The sequence below is a fragment of the Shewanella sp. KT0246 genome (genome assembly GCF_019654955.1).
Classification (GTDB): Bacteria; Pseudomonadota; Gammaproteobacteria; order Enterobacterales; family Shewanellaceae; genus Shewanella; species Shewanella goraebulensis.
Genome location: NZ_BPEV01000047.1, coordinates 13,947 through 30,629 on the forward strand (window position 1 = coordinate 13,947; position 16,683 = coordinate 30,629).

The 16,683-nt window shown below is 40.9% G+C and carries 16 protein-coding genes; 8 read left to right on the forward strand and 8 right to left on the reverse strand.

Features of this window, described 5'->3' with window-relative positions; genetic code table 11:
- Positions 1–77: 77 nt before the first annotated feature.
- Positions 78–1,697: a methyl-accepting chemotaxis protein gene (locus tag K5Q58_RS18245; protein ID WP_220755288.1), complete on the forward strand. Its 1,620-nt coding sequence runs from the start codon at positions 78–80 to the stop codon at positions 1,695–1,697.
- A gap of 139 nt (positions 1,698–1,836) precedes the next feature.
- Here K5Q58_RS18245 and gltS read toward each other — a convergent pair whose 3' ends face one another.
- The 3 genes from gltS to K5Q58_RS18260 form a co-directional block, all read right to left on the reverse strand.
- Positions 1,837–3,066 carry a sodium/glutamate symporter gene (gltS, locus tag K5Q58_RS18250; protein ID WP_259651391.1) on the reverse strand — a complete coding sequence of 410 codons (1,230 nt, stop codon included), beginning with the start codon at positions 3,064–3,066 and terminating at the stop codon, positions 1,837–1,839.
- Positions 3,067–3,246: 180 nt separating this feature from the next.
- Entirely contained in the window at positions 3,247–4,260 is a 1,014-nt protein-coding gene (locus K5Q58_RS18255) for a helix-turn-helix domain-containing protein (RefSeq protein ID WP_220755289.1), read from the reverse strand.
- 41 nt (positions 4,261–4,301) lie between these two features.
- Complete coding sequence (locus K5Q58_RS18260) at positions 4,302–5,903, reverse strand: DASS family sodium-coupled anion symporter (RefSeq protein WP_220755290.1); 1,602 nt, start codon at positions 5,901–5,903, stop codon at positions 4,302–4,304.
- Positions 5,904–6,224: 321 nt separating this feature from the next.
- Here K5Q58_RS18260 and K5Q58_RS18265 point away from each other — a divergent pair, with 321 nt between their 5' ends.
- The 7 genes from K5Q58_RS18265 to K5Q58_RS18295 all read left to right on the forward strand — a co-directional run bounded on the left by K5Q58_RS18265 (position 6,225) and on the right by K5Q58_RS18295 (position 13,070).
- Positions 6,225–6,860 carry a hypothetical protein gene (locus tag K5Q58_RS18265; protein ID WP_220755291.1) on the forward strand — a complete coding sequence of 212 codons (636 nt, stop codon included), beginning with the start codon at positions 6,225–6,227 and terminating at the stop codon, positions 6,858–6,860.
- 53 nt (positions 6,861–6,913) lie between these two features.
- Positions 6,914–7,384 carry a CYTH domain-containing protein gene (locus tag K5Q58_RS18270; RefSeq protein ID WP_220755292.1) on the forward strand — a complete coding sequence of 157 codons (471 nt, stop codon included), beginning with the start codon at positions 6,914–6,916 and terminating at the stop codon, positions 7,382–7,384.
- A 10-nt stretch (positions 7,385–7,394) separates the two neighbouring features.
- Positions 7,395–8,717, forward strand: coding sequence for a hypothetical protein (locus K5Q58_RS18275; RefSeq protein WP_220755293.1), 1,323 nt, complete (start codon positions 7,395–7,397; stop codon positions 8,715–8,717).
- A 330-nt stretch (positions 8,718–9,047) separates the two neighbouring features.
- A complete protein-coding gene (locus K5Q58_RS18280; RefSeq protein ID WP_220755294.1) occupies positions 9,048–10,394 on the forward strand; it encodes an OprO/OprP family phosphate-selective porin in 1,347 nt (448 codons plus the stop codon).
- Positions 10,395–10,411: 17 nt separating this feature from the next.
- The gene (locus tag K5Q58_RS18285; RefSeq protein WP_220755295.1) at positions 10,412–11,236 is read left to right on the forward strand and encodes a hypothetical protein; all 825 of its coding nucleotides are present in this window, start codon (positions 10,412–10,414) and stop codon (positions 11,234–11,236) included.
- A 110-nt stretch (positions 11,237–11,346) separates the two neighbouring features.
- Positions 11,347–12,015 carry a DUF47 domain-containing protein gene (locus K5Q58_RS18290; RefSeq protein WP_220755296.1) on the forward strand — a complete coding sequence of 223 codons (669 nt, stop codon included), beginning with the start codon at positions 11,347–11,349 and terminating at the stop codon, positions 12,013–12,015.
- Positions 12,016–12,026: 11 nt separating this feature from the next.
- A complete protein-coding gene (locus tag K5Q58_RS18295) occupies positions 12,027–13,070 on the forward strand; it encodes an inorganic phosphate transporter (protein ID WP_220755297.1) in 1,044 nt (347 codons plus the stop codon).
- Positions 13,071–13,352: 282 nt separating this feature from the next.
- Here K5Q58_RS18295 and K5Q58_RS18300 read toward each other — a convergent pair whose 3' ends face one another.
- From K5Q58_RS18300 to K5Q58_RS18320, 5 genes are all read right to left on the reverse strand, one after another.
- On the reverse strand, positions 13,353–13,643 hold the full coding sequence (locus K5Q58_RS18300) for a cytochrome c3 family protein (RefSeq protein ID WP_220755298.1): 291 nt from the start codon (positions 13,641–13,643) through the stop codon (positions 13,353–13,355).
- Positions 13,644–13,663: 20 nt separating this feature from the next.
- A complete protein-coding gene (nrfD, locus tag K5Q58_RS18305) occupies positions 13,664–14,605 on the reverse strand; it encodes a cytochrome c nitrite reductase subunit NrfD (RefSeq protein WP_220755299.1) in 942 nt (313 codons plus the stop codon).
- Positions 14,602–15,291 carry a 4Fe-4S dicluster domain-containing protein gene (locus K5Q58_RS18310; protein ID WP_220755300.1) on the reverse strand — a complete coding sequence of 230 codons (690 nt, stop codon included), beginning with the start codon at positions 15,289–15,291 and terminating at the stop codon, positions 14,602–14,604. The genes nrfD and K5Q58_RS18310 overlap by 4 nt, the downstream gene beginning before the upstream one ends.
- A gap of 16 nt (positions 15,292–15,307) precedes the next feature.
- Positions 15,308–15,781 (reverse strand): nitrite reductase, encoded by a 474-nt coding sequence (locus tag K5Q58_RS18315; RefSeq protein ID WP_220755301.1) that lies wholly within the window; start codon positions 15,779–15,781, stop codon positions 15,308–15,310.
- Positions 15,782–15,865: 84 nt separating this feature from the next.
- On the reverse strand, positions 15,866–16,363 hold the full coding sequence (locus K5Q58_RS18320; protein WP_220755302.1) for a DUF2726 domain-containing protein: 498 nt from the start codon (positions 16,361–16,363) through the stop codon (positions 15,866–15,868).
- Between the last annotated feature and the right edge of the window lie 320 nt (positions 16,364–16,683).

Below are 16,683 nucleotides of genomic sequence, written 5' to 3' on the forward strand. Positions count from 1 at the left end.
TGTCAGTTGTTCTTTATGTTATTAGTGGAGGTGGTTTTTTACACAGCCTGCTAATAACAATAATTAAAGGATGTCATATGACCTTAGGCCGTAAAATTTTAGTATTTTCACTAGGTATCTTTCTCGCTTTTATTAGTACTGCTTTTTGGGGGTTACAAGCCCTATCTAACTCCAGCGAGAGTGATAATATCGCGCGGATTAATCAACTCATGAAGAGTACAGTTAATATTGTCGAGCAATTTGAAAAGCTTGCCCAGTCAGGCCAACTTTCTGAATCCCAAGCCAAGCTTTTTGCCAGTCAGTTATTGAGGGAAAATAAATACCATGACTCTGAATATGTGTATGTGGTGGATGAAAGTTTAGACTTTATTGCTGCACCGCACGATCCCCAGCTTCATGGGACAAGTTTTAATGATTTTAGAGATGCCGAAGGCAACAGTATCGGTGAGATGGTGCAGCAATTAGTGGGTCAGCAAACATCTAAAATCATTACCTATCATTGGAATTCGGAGCGTGATGGACAGGTTGTCGATTTAACTTCTGTTGTTCAACAAACTCCGGTCTGGAATTGGTATGTGGGTACAGGAATCAGTTATGCCGAGGCTGATACTCGATACTGGTCGGTGGCTAAATGGTTATTGACGTTTTCAATCATTATTGCCTTTATAGTGTCCCTTTTACTCGCTCGTTTTGGTCTTAATCTACGTAATGCACTAGGTGCTGAAATGGAACAAGTTCGTCGCTTTGTGTTGGATGTTTCAAAGGGGGATTTAAAACATAACCCGCAATTTGCTGAAGCAGGTCAAGATAGTGTTGTAGGCGCAATGAACTATATGCAAATTGGCCTACAGGGTGTGGTTAAAGGGATAAGTGAAGTTACGCGGCACCTAAGCCATCAAGCTCAAGAAGCTGAAAATCAAGCTGTAGAGCTTGATTCGTTAACAAATGCAATGAGTGATGAAAGTCAGATGGTAGCATCGTCGATTACAGAACTGACTGCATCTTCTTCAAATGTCGCAGAACTTGCGAAGCATGCTGCCGAGTCTGTTTCTGCAGCCGAGCAGCAAGGTCAGCAAGCTTACCTTTTGACTCAGCAGTCTTCTGAAACCATTAGTTTGTTGGAGCATCAAATAGACAATGCTGGGCAAAATATTCAATTGCTTGATGACGAAGTAAATAATATTGCCAGTGTGTTGTCGGTTATTCAGAGTATTGCTGAACAAACTAATTTATTAGCGCTTAATGCGGCGATTGAAGCTGCAAGAGCTGGGGATCAAGGGCGAGGTTTTGCTGTTGTAGCTGATGAGGTAAGGCAACTTGCTCAGCGAACTCAATCAAGCACCGAACAAATTCATCAAATGATTTCTAAACTACAAAATGCTACCCAAGACGCAAAGCAGTCGGTTTCACAAAGCGTACAAACCAGTAGTAATACAGTAGAAAAGTCGAAACTGGTAGCGGATGAATTGAGTAATATTGCTCAATCACTGTCGGCGATTTCTTCAATGAGTCAGCAAATATTAGAGGCTTCACAAGAACAGCTTGCGGCAGGCGAGGACTCAGCTCAACGTATTAGTATCATTGCTGATACAGCCCAGAATACTTCAAAAGTTTCAATCAAAGCGCATACGGCCACTGACGAAACTCAACAGCTGATCAGCAACTTAGAGATAGAGATTGATAAGTTTTCAGTTTAAGATTTTTGAGCATCTTAAACTCGGTTGCTTGATTCTAAAAGTTAAAAGTCTTATGGCAATAAAATAAAAAGGTCATCTTTCGATGACCTTTTAAAAATCTTAATTAAGCTATTATTGAGGTCGTTTACAGCATCAATTTTTACTGCATTAAACCAATAAAATACGGAATAATTAACGCATTTGCGAGATCGATAAAGAAGGCGCAAACCAGTGGCACAATAATAAAGGCTTGGGCTGAATAACCGTAGCGCTGAGATACTGCAGACATGTTAGCCATTGCGGTAGGAGTTGAGCCTAATGAAATCCCGCCAAAGCCTGAACAAATTACCGCAGCATCATAGTTTTTACCCATCGCGGGAAATACGATAAATAGATTCACCATAATGGCTACAATAAATTGCATACCTAAAATTGCGAAGATAGGCCCGGCTAAATCCACTAAGGTCCATAACTGCATACTCATTAGCGACATCGCTAAAAATGTACCCAAAGACATGTCGGCAATTAAATCAATGGCTGCGGTGCGTGTAGGCCAAGCTGTGCCTGAAAAACGAGGGTAATTTTTAGGGATTAGATTGGTTATCACAATACCGGCAAACAAACAGGTCACAAATAAGGGTAAATCTAATCCTAAACCGCTGATCACTTCGTTTAAGACAAAGCCTAAAATGATGCAGATATGGATAGCGAGTAAGGCATCCAAGAAATCAAATGAGGTCATTTTTACCGGGGTATTGGTTTCTTGACCTTGAGTCGCAGCCGCTTGATTTTCAGCGGAGGGTTTAAGGTTATGTTTATTGATTAAAAACTTGGCGATTGGACCGCCCATTAAACTGGCGAGGATCAAACCAAAGGTGGCACTAGCAATACCAATTTCCATTGCGCTAGTTAAGCCAAATTGTTCTTGGATTTTTGGCGCCCAAGCTATGGCGGTACCGTGGCCACCAATTAACGATACGCTACCGCCCAGTAAGCCAACAATTGGCTCTTGACCGAATAAGGTGGCAACACCGATACCGGTAAGGTTCTGGACTATCATGTAGCCGATAGTAACAACCAATAGAATCACTAATGGTTTGCCGCCTTTAAATAAATCAGACAGGCTAGCGTTAATACCGATAGTAGTAAAAAAGTACACCAATAATACATCACGGGCCATGAGGTCGAAGTTCACTTCAACACTGAATAAGGCATAAATAAGGGTGAATAGGATAGAAAATATGATCCCGCCAGATACGGGCTCAGGAATACTAAACTCTTTTAAAAAGCCCACCACTTGATTTAGGCGTCGGCCAATAAACAGTACTATTATCCCAATCGTCACAGTAAAAAATGAATTCAACTGCACAATGCCGTCGCTAAATTCCATAACTTTTCCTTGTTAACATCGTCATTATGATGCGAATAAATATTATTCAGTATTTTTACACGTTTAGTAGATTAATGTGAGGAAAATAAAGCAGTTTTTTTGATATTAAATAGCGGGAATAGCTGAGTGGTTTGAATTAGCAAGTTTCACAACTGTGAAGCTTGCTAATACTGGTATGGATTATTTTAATAAATGCTGACTCAATTGCAGTACTTCAACTGCCGTTTTACCTAAGGTGTATCGACCAGCAATAGCGTATTGGTGGTTATAACGGGTTAACCATTTTTGTAGCTGTTGATTCAGCTGCTCAATATCGGTGACTTTATGGCTCTTTAAAAAAGGCGCATAAAACTCATCATAGGCTAACTGTTGAAAGCGAGCAGCCAAGCCATTTACCACGGGGCCGTTGTAGGCACGCATTTGAATGTGGTTAATGTTTGATTGCTCTAACACCATTCTAAACGGTGCACTTTGATTTCCCGAAAACTCAGCACCTCTATCAGTTAGCAGGCTGTTTATATCAATATTATTTTGTAAGTACCAAGGCATAACATCAGATTGTAAAAATGCTGCGGCTGTTGAGGACTCTTTGTTATCACTCACCACGGCAATGGCGTATTGGCTATAAGCATCAATAAAAGTGTGCTGGTATAACTGACCAAGAGGCTCAACATTGCCAATACTAAAGGTGTCTTGTACGCAAACATCACCAGGGAATTTACAGTCTAGCGCAGTTTCACCTTGCTCTAGTTTATAAAGCTGCTCCATATCGTGCTGGCTTTTAAAGCTGAGTTGGTTTTGCTGACGCAAGCGGCTATTTAGCGCGACTAAGCGATTTTTTTTGGTTTCAAGGTTGTGCCTTACCCAAATAGTACGCACGCCACTGGCTGAAATAGTACAGCCTCTTGCAGTTAGCAGTTCGGCAGCCTTTGCTTGACCATAATTAGGGTAATCGAGGGCAATTTCGATAACCTGATCTTCAACTTCTTGCGACACTCGATTTTTGAGGGCAGGCTTTTTACGAGAAAGGTTTTTTAAACCACGCTCGCCAGCTTCTTCATACTGTTTTTTAAAGCGGTAATAGCTGTCGCGACTATAACCCATAATGTCGCAGGCTTTACTGATACTACCCAGTTCAGTTGCTAGCTGAAGCAGAGCGAGTTTGCTGCGAATTTCATTTTTATTTGAATTCATATCTGCTTATTATCGTTACGTATTTATCGACTAGATTCATCTTACCAAAAAACGCCGTTAGGGGCATATCCTAACCACTTAAACCAAGTTTCACCCATTAAGATGCTGGTGGCCCAACCTATCATTAGCATGGAAAAGCCAAACTTAAAGCTGTCACTTAAACTGTATTGGTCTGTTGAGTAAAGTAACAGAGCTGGTTTGCTGTTAAATGGCAGCACGTAAACGTGTTCAATTAACAAGGCGACAGGTAAAGCTAAACTCATGATGGGGAAGTCAAACCGTTGAGCAATACCAATCGCAATGGGGACAAATAGCATAGTACGCATGGTTTTAGACTGAAACACCAGTGAGCTTAGTAACATCGCCCCTGTCAGCATGATGTAAAATACACTGAATGGTGTTGATTCATCTAAACCGAAATACTCTAAACTGAAGTTAACCGCAAGGTTTGGCAAGTCTGTTTGCTTAAAACCTGCGCCTAAGGTGTATGCACCCGCTGAAAATAGCAGTAAATGCCAAGGTACATCGACCTGGTTCCAGTTGACGACACCGATACGCGGGCAAAGCGCAATAATAGCACCAATAAACGCTATCGCTGTGGCGCTAACGCCGTGGTATTTGTCGGTCGCCCAAAAGAATAGAATGGTCACAAAGATGACAATGGACTTAATCTCACGGAAAGAGACTTTGCCCATTTTGGCTAGCTCTTCTTGTAAGCGCTCCATCCCACCTTCAATTTGCGGTAAGCGCTCTTCAGGTTTAAGCGGGAAAAACACCTTAGTTGCTAATAGCCAGCCAATGACAATCATGCAAATCACAATCGGCATCGCAACAATCATCCAATCTGCAAAAAAGAAACTACCGCCAATGGCGCCAGCAATTAAGCTCGCAGCAAGTAGATTAGCGCCTGAACCCGTGACAAACGCCCCAGCACATAAGTTAATTTGCAGCAGATTTTGCAGGACTAAATTTCGACCAAAATTATTTTTGTTGTCTCCACCGCGAGCACCATAAACGGCAGCAATGACCATAAAAATAGGCATTAAGATTGCGGCTTTGGCTGTCGTAGCAGAAATAAAAGCTGATAACGCTAAGTTGATGACCATGAAACTGTAAAAAATCGGTGTTGCACTGGTTCCAAAACGGCATATAAACCACAATGCAAAGCGTTTTGCAGCGCCAGAAGATACCAACATAGAAGCTAGAATAAACGACAAGATGTTTAACCACATAATAGGATGGCCTAATTGAGCATAAGCTTGCCGCTCTGGTAATACACCAGTAAGTACTAAGGCAATAATGACCATTAATGAGGTTAAGTAATTGGGAATAGGTTCTGTTATCCACAAAATCACCGCAGTACAGAAGATGGCTAACATGGCTTGCCCATGCCAACTAAATTCAGTTAAACCCACATTATGAAAATGCTCAGCAGCAGACTTACTTAACATTGATGGGTCAAAATCAGTGAGAAAAGAAGCAGGGCTGCCAGTGAGTAAAAAAATAAATGCAGCTAAAGCTATCCATACACCACTTTTGGCTAGCCAAATCTCGAAGTTAGTTTTTGATCTGACAGGTAGCCTTTCCATTTTGTACTGGTTCATATCCAGAGGATCGACGTTATCCGCTATTTTTTTGCTCATATTCTTCTGACCTTAAGCGTAATTCCATATGCGATAACCATACCCCTTAAAGCGTGAGCAAAAATGGATCAAGATCAATAAAATACACTGTTAGTTTTTAATTGATCATGATTTGTTTTTGCAGTGATGGCTATCTTTCATTTTAGGTTGCTGATTTTAATTGTTATTTTGTTTTACTTTGGGTTGAATTTATTTTGATGTGTAAGATTAGGTTGAGACTAAAATGGGTAAAACATGATCTAGATCTGTTTTTTTTATCAAACACAGGAGTACTGTAAATGGGTACTTAATCACAAACGATTTAAAACGAAAGGAAACAGTATGTCTGAATTAACGATTGGTGAAATTTCTAAACCACGCTTTGAGTTCCGTACTTTTGGGCAGGACTTTACTGAAGCGGCAGAACGTATGGCACGCTTATCTGTACCGGTACCTGAAAAAGTGTGGCGTCGCGAAAGTGATGAAATCTATATCATGTCTCGTACTAATGACTTGAATAACACTAAAATCCGCGATGGAAAAATGGATGTGAAAAGTTACGTACAAACAGTGGATGGTTTAGAGCAGTGGGATCCTAAGTTAAAAGCAGAGTTCCCAATTAGTAAGCAACAGTTAGAACAAGAGATTTTTCCTGCGTTTATGGTAGAGCAACCAGCATTAGCGAAAGACAGCTATAGCTTCGAAGAGTTTATCGCTATCATCGACGCCCATCCTGACTTACAAGCGGTAAAAATTCATAAAGAACGCTTTGGTTACATGGTAAACAACACAATTTGCGAAGTGGCGAATGTACTGGTTAATGGTGCGCGCTTAGTCAGTGTGAATAGTGAGTCTACAGAATTGGATGATATCCACACAACCGTTAAAGATTTACGTTTAGCGGGTGTAGAGAACATTAATTACCTCCAAGCAATTAAGCGTGTGATCGGTATGAAGAACCTGCCATTAGCTAATTAAGCTTGCATGCACATTACATCATCGTACTTATTTATAAATAGGGTATAGCTATCATGGCGCAAGAAATTGAACGTAAATATTTAGTATCAAGTGACGAGTTTAAAGCCCAAGCGGGTAAGTCGGTTCGTATTATTCAAGGTTATTTAAGTAGTGTACCTGAACGCACAGTTCGAGTGCGTGTAAAAGGTGACAAAGGTTTTTTAACCATCAAAGGAATCGGCAATGAATCGGGTGCGTCGCGTTATGAATGGGAAAAAGAAATCTCTGTTGAAGAGGCGCAAGAGCTACTGAAAATCTGCGAACCGGGTGTTATTGATAAAACCCGATTCCTTGTTGATCACCAAGGACACATCTTTGAAGTCGACGAGTTCTACGGCAGTAACCAAGGATTGACCGTTGCAGAGGTTGAATTAATCGATGAAACACAAACCGTCAATAAACCAAGTTGGTTAGCAGAAGAAGTGACAGGCGATGCCCGTTACTATAATTCAATGCTGATGAAGCAACCATTTACACAATGGTAGGCTGACTATTATGTTGTCGCTATCGATAGCTGATCAGTACCACTTATCTATTCAGGTGGAAATCCCGCCTGAATTAACTCGTGTGCAACTGCAGGCTTATTTTTTCTTTCCTGCAAAGTTAGCTGACAATAGCGACGTGATGAATAAAAGCAGCTTTTATCATAATTTGCTGCAACAACAACAGTTAGTCAAAGTTGACCCCATCAGCTGCCACACCATTGATAGAGATTTATTAATTATCAAGCAAACGGCTTATGCGTCAGCACAAGCTAACCAAAGCCGTTATATCTTAGCTTTATCTGAATTTGTCAGCGGTATTGTCGACTTGCAAGCAAACGCTGATTTAAAGCAATTGGCATATGTTGGAGACCGTATCGAGCAATTTTCACAGATCCATGATAATGAAAAGCTTTTAACCCAAAGTAAGCTCTATAAATTAGCCCAGCATTTATTGATGTATCACTATCATCAATCACTATTACAAGCTAAACACCAAGCCAGTAAAGAAGATAAGCCTTGGCTAACGGTACAAATTCAACGCTTGTGTATTGAGGCTGACACTCAGCAACTCAAACTGACACCTACATCTGAAGCAGGTAAAGAAAGACTGTTAAATCGACTACATATTGCAAAAAGGGTGATCCATCGCCCCCATCAATTAGAGCGTAAAAAGCTTAAAAATGGTGAAGTCGCTGAGCAATTAATTTTTGGTTTTGCAGCTGCACTAGCAATGGCGTTCGCTACTGCCATTGCTTTCGCCACTCAAAAGGCATTCGGTAATTTTTCAACTCCCTTTTTCTTCTCATTGGTGCTGTCATACATTTTTAAAGACCGAATTAAAGAGTTAGGGCGTAATTACTTAATGGAGAAATACTTCTCTAAGTATTCTCAGCATCATTATCGTTTTTATCAACATGGTTTGAGCCAGGTCATATATGACGTTAAAGAAGCCTTATATCGACAAAAACCAACCGAATTACCCGATAAAGTGAATGCATTGCGTAAGCGTTTTTATCGTGCAGATAGTCATAGCTTTCAAGAGGCGTTGGTCTATAAGCGAATATATCATTCACATATCACATCTTCCGCAAGAGAATCATTTAAGTTTAAAGATAAACTGACAATAAATTTGAGCAAGCGCTTACGGTTGTTACCAAGAGCCGTACGAAATCACTGGCAAGAAACTGACAATAATGTAAAAAATCATCACGTACATAGTGTCTATCCTATAAACGTTATTGTAGTGATTAATACTAATAATGACTGTATTTACCATCGTTATAAACTGACAACAAGCCGCAAAGGTATTCATAGATTAGAGCAAGTTAATTAGCAGCTTTGTCATTTGGTGATGGGTTAGGTAACGATGTTAACTTCCTTAATTCGCGTCAAAGTAACGCTATAAATCAGTAGGGTGTTTTATCTATTTTTCTAATGAGCAAACTGTGCTTATCGGACGAATTCGGCTGGCTTGATGAAAATAAAACTGTGAAATATGAGGATGTTGCTGTAGTTCACTAATAAAGAATAATTGTAAGATTAAGTCGTGATTAATTGATGTTGATCATGTTTTTTTTATAAGCCTAGACCTAATCTATGGCTAACAAGATAGAAACATTTTTGTTCCACATTGAGTATTAAAAATAATCTAAGGAAGAGAAAGATGAGCAAAGAAAATGTGTTTTCAGTTACAAGCGTAGCTAAAGCTGTTGCAGTGTCATTATTTTGTTTTTCAGGTGCAGTCATTGCTGCGGATATTGATCGAGTCACAGAATTAGAAGAACGTTTAGATGCATTAGAAATGGAATTAATTGAAGCCAAAGATGCAGCTAATAAAACAGACCGATTAAAGTTTTCAAGCAGCAGCCCTTCACCTGAATTTATCTCTAAGGATGGCAAGTCGACCATGGAATTTTCTGGTCGCATTCAATTGGACTATGTTAATTCAGATGATTTTTACACCGGCAGTAAACGTGAGTTTGAAGGTGGCGCAAATACGGTTGATTTTCGTCGAGTGCGTTTTGGGGTCGAAGGCTACTTTTCAAATGTTTGGAAGTATTCATTAGAGTTTGATTTTGATGGTGAATCAGAAGTTGAAGTGAAAGATGCCAATGTCAGCTACCGAGGCTGGGAAAATTCAGAATTGACCATGGGTTTCCAAAAGTTTGGTTTTGGTCTTGAAGCGACTGGCAGTTCAAAGAATTTAGCGTTTTTAGAGCGTGCGAGTACAGATACTTTCTCACCCGATCGTAATGTCGGTGTGCAGTGGTTATACAAAGGTAATGACTACAACTTAATGTTGGGTTACGGCACCACTGCAAACATCAATGACGATGATTTGAACTTCAAACAAGATGTCTATAACGGCCGCTTTACCATGGCGCCAATTAAAACAAGTGATCACCTTTTACACTTAGGTGTCAGTGGTATGTATACCAACAATAATAGTGAAGCAGAAGAAATGCGCTATCGTGCCCGCCCAAGCAGCAAGCCTGTGGGTCGCACTATTGATACTGGTAAGTTTGATGCTGAATCAGTACAAAGCTATGGCTTAGAAATGGCTTATCAACATCGAAACCTGTTGATTCAAGGTGAGTATGTGACCTCAAAAGCGGATCAAGTCGATGATGAGTCAGTGTCTGTTGATGCCTACTATCTGCAAGCGGTTTATACCTTAACGGGTGAGCAATGGAATTACAGCAGTAAGAAAGGCACTTTCAAAACGGTTAAACCTGCCAATGCTATCTCTGCTGGTGGCTACGGCGCCTGGGAAGTTGCGGCGCGCATTGATGTGGCAAACTTCGATGACACCGATGCTGGCATCACTGGCGGTGAGAAAACCGATTATATCCTTGGTGTGAACTGGTACTTAGAAAACAACCTTAAAGCCCAGTTGAACTATGTGCACACTCAAGCTGATTACAAAACCCCTTATACAGATATTAACGGCGTAGAAATGTATGACCAAGACGGCAATATTTTTCAAGCCAGACTCCAATTTACATTCTAATTGAAGGATAATTTTTGATGAGAAATAATCTATTTTTAATCGGTTTGGTAAACCTCTGCTTAAGTTCTAGTGCTTATGCTTTATCGCCAGATGCGTTTACCTCGCTTGAATACCATGTAAATACTGGTACGGCGAAAACCATGCCTTATGCAGCGTCTAAGCAAACTGACGAGTTTAAAGAAGCGTTTAGTTTTATCAACTTGAAAGAGGACGTCAGAGTTAAGTTAGTGACCTATCTCGATACGCCAAATCGCGCTTTTAAGGCCAAAAGTATTAATATCCGCGTGCGTGAAGATTTAGGTAAGCCACGTAAAAGTAAAATTACCGTCAAACTGCGTGCTGAAAATCCAGAAGGCTTTGGAGAGTTAACCAATTTCCGCAAAGCTGAGATTGATTACACTGATGGCAAAGCAGCTTACAGCGTGAGTTACGACGTGCCATATTCACCATCAGAAATTGACGTAAAGAATGTCGACATTAATGCCGTGTTTGCCATTCTTAAGCGCAACCCTATGATGTGGGACATTGTTGGAGATATCTACGAAGCCAATAAGCAAGATGTGGCTCAAACCATGGTCATGCGCACGCATGGTTGGGAAGGCACATTAAATGATAAACGTTTTGATAATATCGAAATCGACTATCAATTATGGACGCCGTATTACCGTAAACCGCGCATCAGCTTTAACGAGTTCTCTTTCAAAGGGCACGTAAAAGATAAAGCGCAATTAGAGCAAGTGTATCAACATTTATATGAGCAAGTTGAAGCCGTTGGTTTTGAACATGGTCATAGTGGTTCGAAAACAAGCTCTACCTTTAAAATGAGCAAAGGGTTCAATTAAGTTCCACGCGCTCACCCCATGACTGGGCATTATCACCCTCACTCCCATTGGTAGTGCTCAGTCATTCTTAATCTTTCCCCTGTCAACATTACCTTTACTAAGGAGATGCCATGTTTGGTTTTTCTCGAATTTCTACGCTTCTTTCTCAGAGTCAGTCCACTGAAATCAATGTATATTTATTTCTCGATCAAGTGACTCTCGCACAACATAAGTTCGTTTACATGTGGCAGATGTATTTAACTCATGGGCCCAATAGCGACGAATTTATTCAAGCATTGAGAGACTTACAAGCCATTGAGCATGAAGCCGATGTGTTAAAGCGGGAAATTGAGCAAACGCTGTACCGCAAAACCTTAATTCCCGATTTACGCAGTGATGTTGCCTCACTTATTGATTTAACCGATCGTTTGATTAATCGCCAAGAGACCATTGGTTTGCACCTACAAATTGAAAAACCCTTGATCCCCCAAGCTGTAGAGCAAGATCTAATGAGGTTACTTGCGGCGGTTGGCAGTACCATTGATCACACCTTACTTTGTGCTAAAAGCTTTTTCACAGATCTTCAACGGGTGCAAGAATATCACCAAAAAGTCATTTTATTTGAAAGTGATGCCGACAAAGCCTGTACTCGGGCTAAAACAATTTTATTCGACACTGATTTACCCCTGATTAATAAAGTGCAACTAAGGTATTTTTTCGACCGAATTGATCAGGTGGCCAATCTTGCAGAAGACATCAGTGATCGGGTCGCCATATTTACGCTCAAACGGGTTCAGTAGGAGGGAATAATATGGATATTGCGATTTGGGTGTTTTTATCGAGTGGCTTGTTTTTAGGTTGGTCATTAGGAGCCAATGATGCAGCTAATGTGTTTGGCACCGCTGTCGGCTCTAAGATGGTTAAGTTCTCCACTGCGGCAATAATTTGTTCAGTGATGGTGATTCTGGGCGCTGTGATCAGTGGCGCAGGTGCATCACATACCTTAGGGGCACTTGGTAAAGTATCAGCAATTGGTGGGGCTTTTACTGTGGCCTTATCGGCTGCGACCACAGTATATCTTATGACAAGGTCAGGTTTGCCTGTATCGACTGGTCAAGCGATTGTCGGGGCTATTATCGGCTGGAATCTCTTTAGTGGTATGGCAACCGACCCTGAAGTATTGACCAAAATTTTAAGCACTTGGGTGATGTGTCCAATTCTTGCTGCGATCACTGCGGTTATTTTATATAAAGCCGTGACTCGAGCAATTAACTGGTGGCGGCCAGGCCTGTTTCAGCTTGATCAATGGACACGGATTGGCTTGATATTAGCGGGCGCATTCGGCGCCTATAGTTTAGGGGCAAACAACATTGCCAACGTCATGGGTGTGTTTGTACTTAGTGCGCCGTTGGATGCGTTTGAGTTTGCGGGTATTGAGTTTACTGGCGCAATGCAATTGTTCTTTTTGGGTGCTGTAGCCATAAGCGTTGGGGTGTTTACTTACTCTAAAAAAGTGATGATGACTGTTGGAGGCAACCTCATATCAATGACACCTGTTACCGCTTGGGTGGTAGTGATGGCACATTCTATTGTGTTGTTTATCTTTTCTTCTCAGTCGTTGTCTAATGGTTTTGTGAACATGGGACTACCTGCAATACCGTTAGTACCTGTTTCAAGTTCGCAAGCTGTGATTGGCGCGGTGATTGGTATCGCTTTGTTAAAGCGTTTACCGATTCAATGGCCTGTATTAGGTAAGATATTAGTCGGTTGGGTTATTACCCCTATTTTATCGGCAATAGCTTGTTTTATTGGTTTATTCATCGTGCAGAACTTGTTTAAGCAAGTGGTTGTTTAAGCTTGTTTTGGTATTGGTAGCAAGTGAAATGAGCATGCTCAAACAAAAAAGCCACCTTGTTAAAGGTGGCGAACCCATTTGGAGGTTGGGTGCACTTTCTTAGGTAATGTTAAGAGTTGTGCAAAGTGGATAATAAAATGGCATCCTGCCCAATGACTTCCTTGTTAATACGATGAAATGTCTTAAGTCATTTCTTCGATTTGCTAGCCTCCTAAGAGGCTAATCATCACTTTCAGTTCTAGCTAAAGACTGATCATCCATTTTTATTAAGTGATTACGGTGCTAGTGACAATCGGCACATGTATCATTTGGGTCTTGTACTTCATGTACGATGTGGCAAGTGCCACAGTCTAAAACACCGTCATGTTGCTGGTGAATTTCACCTTCGATACTATCTAAGCCGCCATGACAATCGATACAAGTCTGATTCTCATAGGCCATATCTGCAGATGGCTCACCGTCCATGTGACAAGCTTCGCATCCAGCCATTTCCGTATGAGTATCTGCAATTGAATCTGCAAGTGCTGCACCTGAGAAGCTTAATAAAATGGACAATCCTAAAACTTTAAGCATGGTTAACTCCTAAATAATGATTAAGCAACGGTCATTTGACCGGTATAAAGAATGAAATTACGCAGTAATAGCACGCCGAATAAACTACAACTTGCTGTGATGGCGACATACGAGAACTTTCGTTTAGCAGATGTGGTCATGAACAAGTTAAACGCTAATGGCATCGCTAAGCCGACCACAATGATCCCTGCCCAGAACACCCAGCCCCAGAAGCCTTCACCAATGGCATTGAGCGCCGCAACTTGGCTTTGACCACCAGATAGGATAAGTCCCAAGAAGAAGGTAAATAGCAGTGCTAGTTCAAGCAAAATCAATGGAATTTCAATGTTATGAATGAAATGCACTTCTTTACCGTCTGGGTTACCTTTCATCAATACACCGCCAAGCAAGGTGCCCGCTGCGCCAGATGAAATACCAGAGATTAAGAACAACATCGGCAGAACTGGGTTATTGAGCATTGGGAATGTTGTCAGTGCTGACAATAAGAACCCTGTGTATGCCCCTAAAGAAAGTGCTAGGATGACCAATAAACCCGTAATCGTTGCTTCAAATTTCATTAAGATATTTAAGGCTTTTTCAACGATAGGCCAACGGTTGTCACACCATTTCAAAATCGGCTCTTTGAACAAACAGGCAAGCCATGAAAACAATGCCACTTGATAAACCATTAGGACTGCTACACCCACAGACATGACTGAGGTTGGGTTGTAGAACACTAAGATTTTCCAAAAATCGAACGGTTTAGTTAAATCGACCACCAGGATCCCAAGGCCTGCAAATACTGCTAGCGGCGCAATCAAACAGGCGGCCTGTACAAAACTTGATTTATAGGCGTGCTTGCCCAGCTTGAAGTGTTTTAATAACACAGCAAAACAAATTGCACCTGCTGATATCCCAGCTAAGAATAAGTAGATGGCGATTGGCCAGTGCCAAATGAGGCTGTCAAAATGGAATGGGCTCATAATTTGATTTCTCCCTCTTGCGAAGCAATACGGAACACTTTTGGACGAGTGCCTAGTTCTGTTTTACTGCGATAATTAGGCGTGGTCTTAAGCACTTCCACTACTTGTGAATGTGGATCTTTAAGGTCGCCAAAGGTCAGTGCTTTGGTTGGACAGGCTTCAACACATGCAGGTTGTCTACCTTCCTTTAAACGCGTCTCTTTACAGAAATCACATTTATCAGCAGCTTTAGTCACTGGGTTAATGAAGCGAATTTGATATGGGCATGCAGCAATACAATATAAGCAGCCCACGCACTTCCACTCATCCACGCTGACAATGCCAGTTTTAGGGTCATGGTAAGCGGCGCCTGTCGGGCAAACATTCACACATGGCTTACCTTCACATTGCTGGCAAGACTTACGAGTGAAACGGTAAAATTGGTTAGGGTATTCGCCAAATGGTCCTTCACGCTCAATATCGAGTCGACTTACACCTTCTGGTACATTGTTAGTTTCACGACAGGCAACAGAACAAGCGTCACAGCCAATACATTTATTTTCATCATGGATTAGGGCATATTTGCAGTTTGGGGTGCCATCGTCTTTGCTGGTGCTAGAGTTAGCAATGCTCAGACCTGATGCGCCTGCAACGCCAACCGCTGCTACACATGCACCTTTTAAAAATAGTCTTCTTTCTTTTTTCATTGTTTTATCCTCCTAATTATTGGCTTTCATGACAGCTAACGCATGACTTGATGCGAACACTTTCTGTTTGGCCAATAATTGGATCGACTTCTGGATGTAGCTGATGACAGTCTGCGCAGTTCACTTTGTCTGAGTGGACATTGTGGGTCCAATCAGCTTCGGCAAGTTCTTCTTGACCGTGACATGCCATACAAGCTGCTGTTTGTTGTTCTGCTGTGGCTGGTGAGCTTTCGTCAAAACCAATGAGTTCTGACTCGCCGCGAGGATGCTTACCTTTTTCACCATGACAGTCCTGGCAGGTTTGGCCTAAAGCATCGTTGGCATGTACGCCATACATATTGCCGTTTTTCTTATGGCACATGATGCACTGACGATTTTGATTCATTTTTAGCTCAGGAGTGTCGGCCTTAGCAATTGGAGCGGTAAAGCTAAGTACCACCATCAAAATGGAGGTCAGCAGGGGAAGAGTAATTCTTGATATTTTGGACATAATGAGCCCTCACATAATTCAGTGATACAGTTGAGTCTTGTTAAGGATTGGAGTGCTGAAGAGGTACTTCAGCACTCGATAGAGTTATGCAGCGAGAGAGTTACGGATTAGGGTTTCATCACATTGTTGGTTACTTGCAAGGTGAATCACTTTAATGCCGACTTCTGCTAATGAGTGGTCGATAAACTCATTATTCTCAGGCGTGTTGTGCTGAGGGTCAGTAATAACCAGTTTCACTGATGACTTATCATCGACAACCACATAATCAAGGTGACAGTGCTGTAAATGCTGATGGGCAAATTCAGGTCGGTCTGTATTATCGATATCAACGATGGTGTCCATTGTTGTGCCGTATAAGATGTTGTATTTCCCTTTAACTATTGTATTTAGTTTATTAAAAATACCGACTGGCTTATTAGCAATTTTATCTGGGTTTAATTTAATATTAACTCCCACATTCTCTACATGGCTTGTTTTGAAAAATTTTATACAGGTCATAGTAAATGTCACTAAAACAAAAGGGACAACCAGGAACAATACAAAGTAGACAAAAGCATAGCTTAATATGACTGATGTGTTCATAAACGCCTCCAAACTTTCATTGATTATTAAATTTATTTTTAAAGCACATTCAGTATTTCCCCGAGTGGGATTACAAACATTGATTTAAATCAATTAAATATTTGGATGGTTATTTTTGTATTTAAAACTCTGGTTTGAGGTTGTTTATTGTTATTTATATTTTACAAATTTTAAAAGTTATATTTTGAATTTCATTTTTTGAATATTTGAATGGGGTATTTTAATTAATGTAATTAGCTTGAGTAGGATTCTTGTAATTATTATTCTTAGTTAAAGGAAAGCGGTCCCAGCAAGGCTTTAGTAGCTTTTATGATATTTTT

Coding starts and splice junctions, on each gene's coding strand:
- K5Q58_RS18315 (WP_220755301.1), bottom strand. CDS start 15,781: ATGTCCAAAATATCAAGAATTACTCTTCCCCTGCTGACCTCCATTTTG.
- K5Q58_RS18310 (WP_220755300.1), bottom strand. CDS start 15,291: ATGAAAAAAGAAAGAAGACTATTTTTAAAAGGTGCATGTGTAGCAGCG.
- K5Q58_RS18320 (WP_220755302.1), bottom strand. CDS start 16,363: ATGAACACATCAGTCATATTAAGCTATGCTTTTGTCTACTTTGTATTG.
- K5Q58_RS18265 (WP_220755291.1), top strand. CDS start 6,225: ATGTCTGAATTAACGATTGGTGAAATTTCTAAACCACGCTTTGAGTTC.
- K5Q58_RS18255 (WP_220755289.1), bottom strand. CDS start 4,260: ATGAATTCAAATAAAAATGAAATTCGCAGCAAACTCGCTCTGCTTCAG.
- K5Q58_RS18270 (WP_220755292.1), top strand. CDS start 6,914: ATGGCGCAAGAAATTGAACGTAAATATTTAGTATCAAGTGACGAGTTT.
- K5Q58_RS18300 (WP_220755298.1), bottom strand. CDS start 13,643: ATGCTTAAAGTTTTAGGATTGTCCATTTTATTAAGCTTCTCAGGTGCA.
- K5Q58_RS18295 (WP_220755297.1), top strand. CDS start 12,027: ATGGATATTGCGATTTGGGTGTTTTTATCGAGTGGCTTGTTTTTAGGT.
- K5Q58_RS18275 (WP_220755293.1), top strand. CDS start 7,395: ATGTTGTCGCTATCGATAGCTGATCAGTACCACTTATCTATTCAGGTG.
- K5Q58_RS18245 (WP_220755288.1), top strand. CDS start 78: ATGACCTTAGGCCGTAAAATTTTAGTATTTTCACTAGGTATCTTTCTC.
- nrfD (WP_220755299.1), bottom strand. CDS start 14,605: ATGAGCCCATTCCATTTTGACAGCCTCATTTGGCACTGGCCAATCGCC.
- K5Q58_RS18280 (WP_220755294.1), top strand. CDS start 9,048: ATGAGCAAAGAAAATGTGTTTTCAGTTACAAGCGTAGCTAAAGCTGTT.
- K5Q58_RS18290 (WP_220755296.1), top strand. CDS start 11,347: ATGTTTGGTTTTTCTCGAATTTCTACGCTTCTTTCTCAGAGTCAGTCC.
- gltS (WP_259651391.1), bottom strand. CDS start 3,066: ATGGAATTTAGCGACGGCATTGTGCAGTTGAATTCATTTTTTACTGTG.
- K5Q58_RS18260 (WP_220755290.1), bottom strand. CDS start 5,903: ATGAGCAAAAAAATAGCGGATAACGTCGATCCTCTGGATATGAACCAG.
- K5Q58_RS18285 (WP_220755295.1), top strand. CDS start 10,412: ATGAGAAATAATCTATTTTTAATCGGTTTGGTAAACCTCTGCTTAAGT.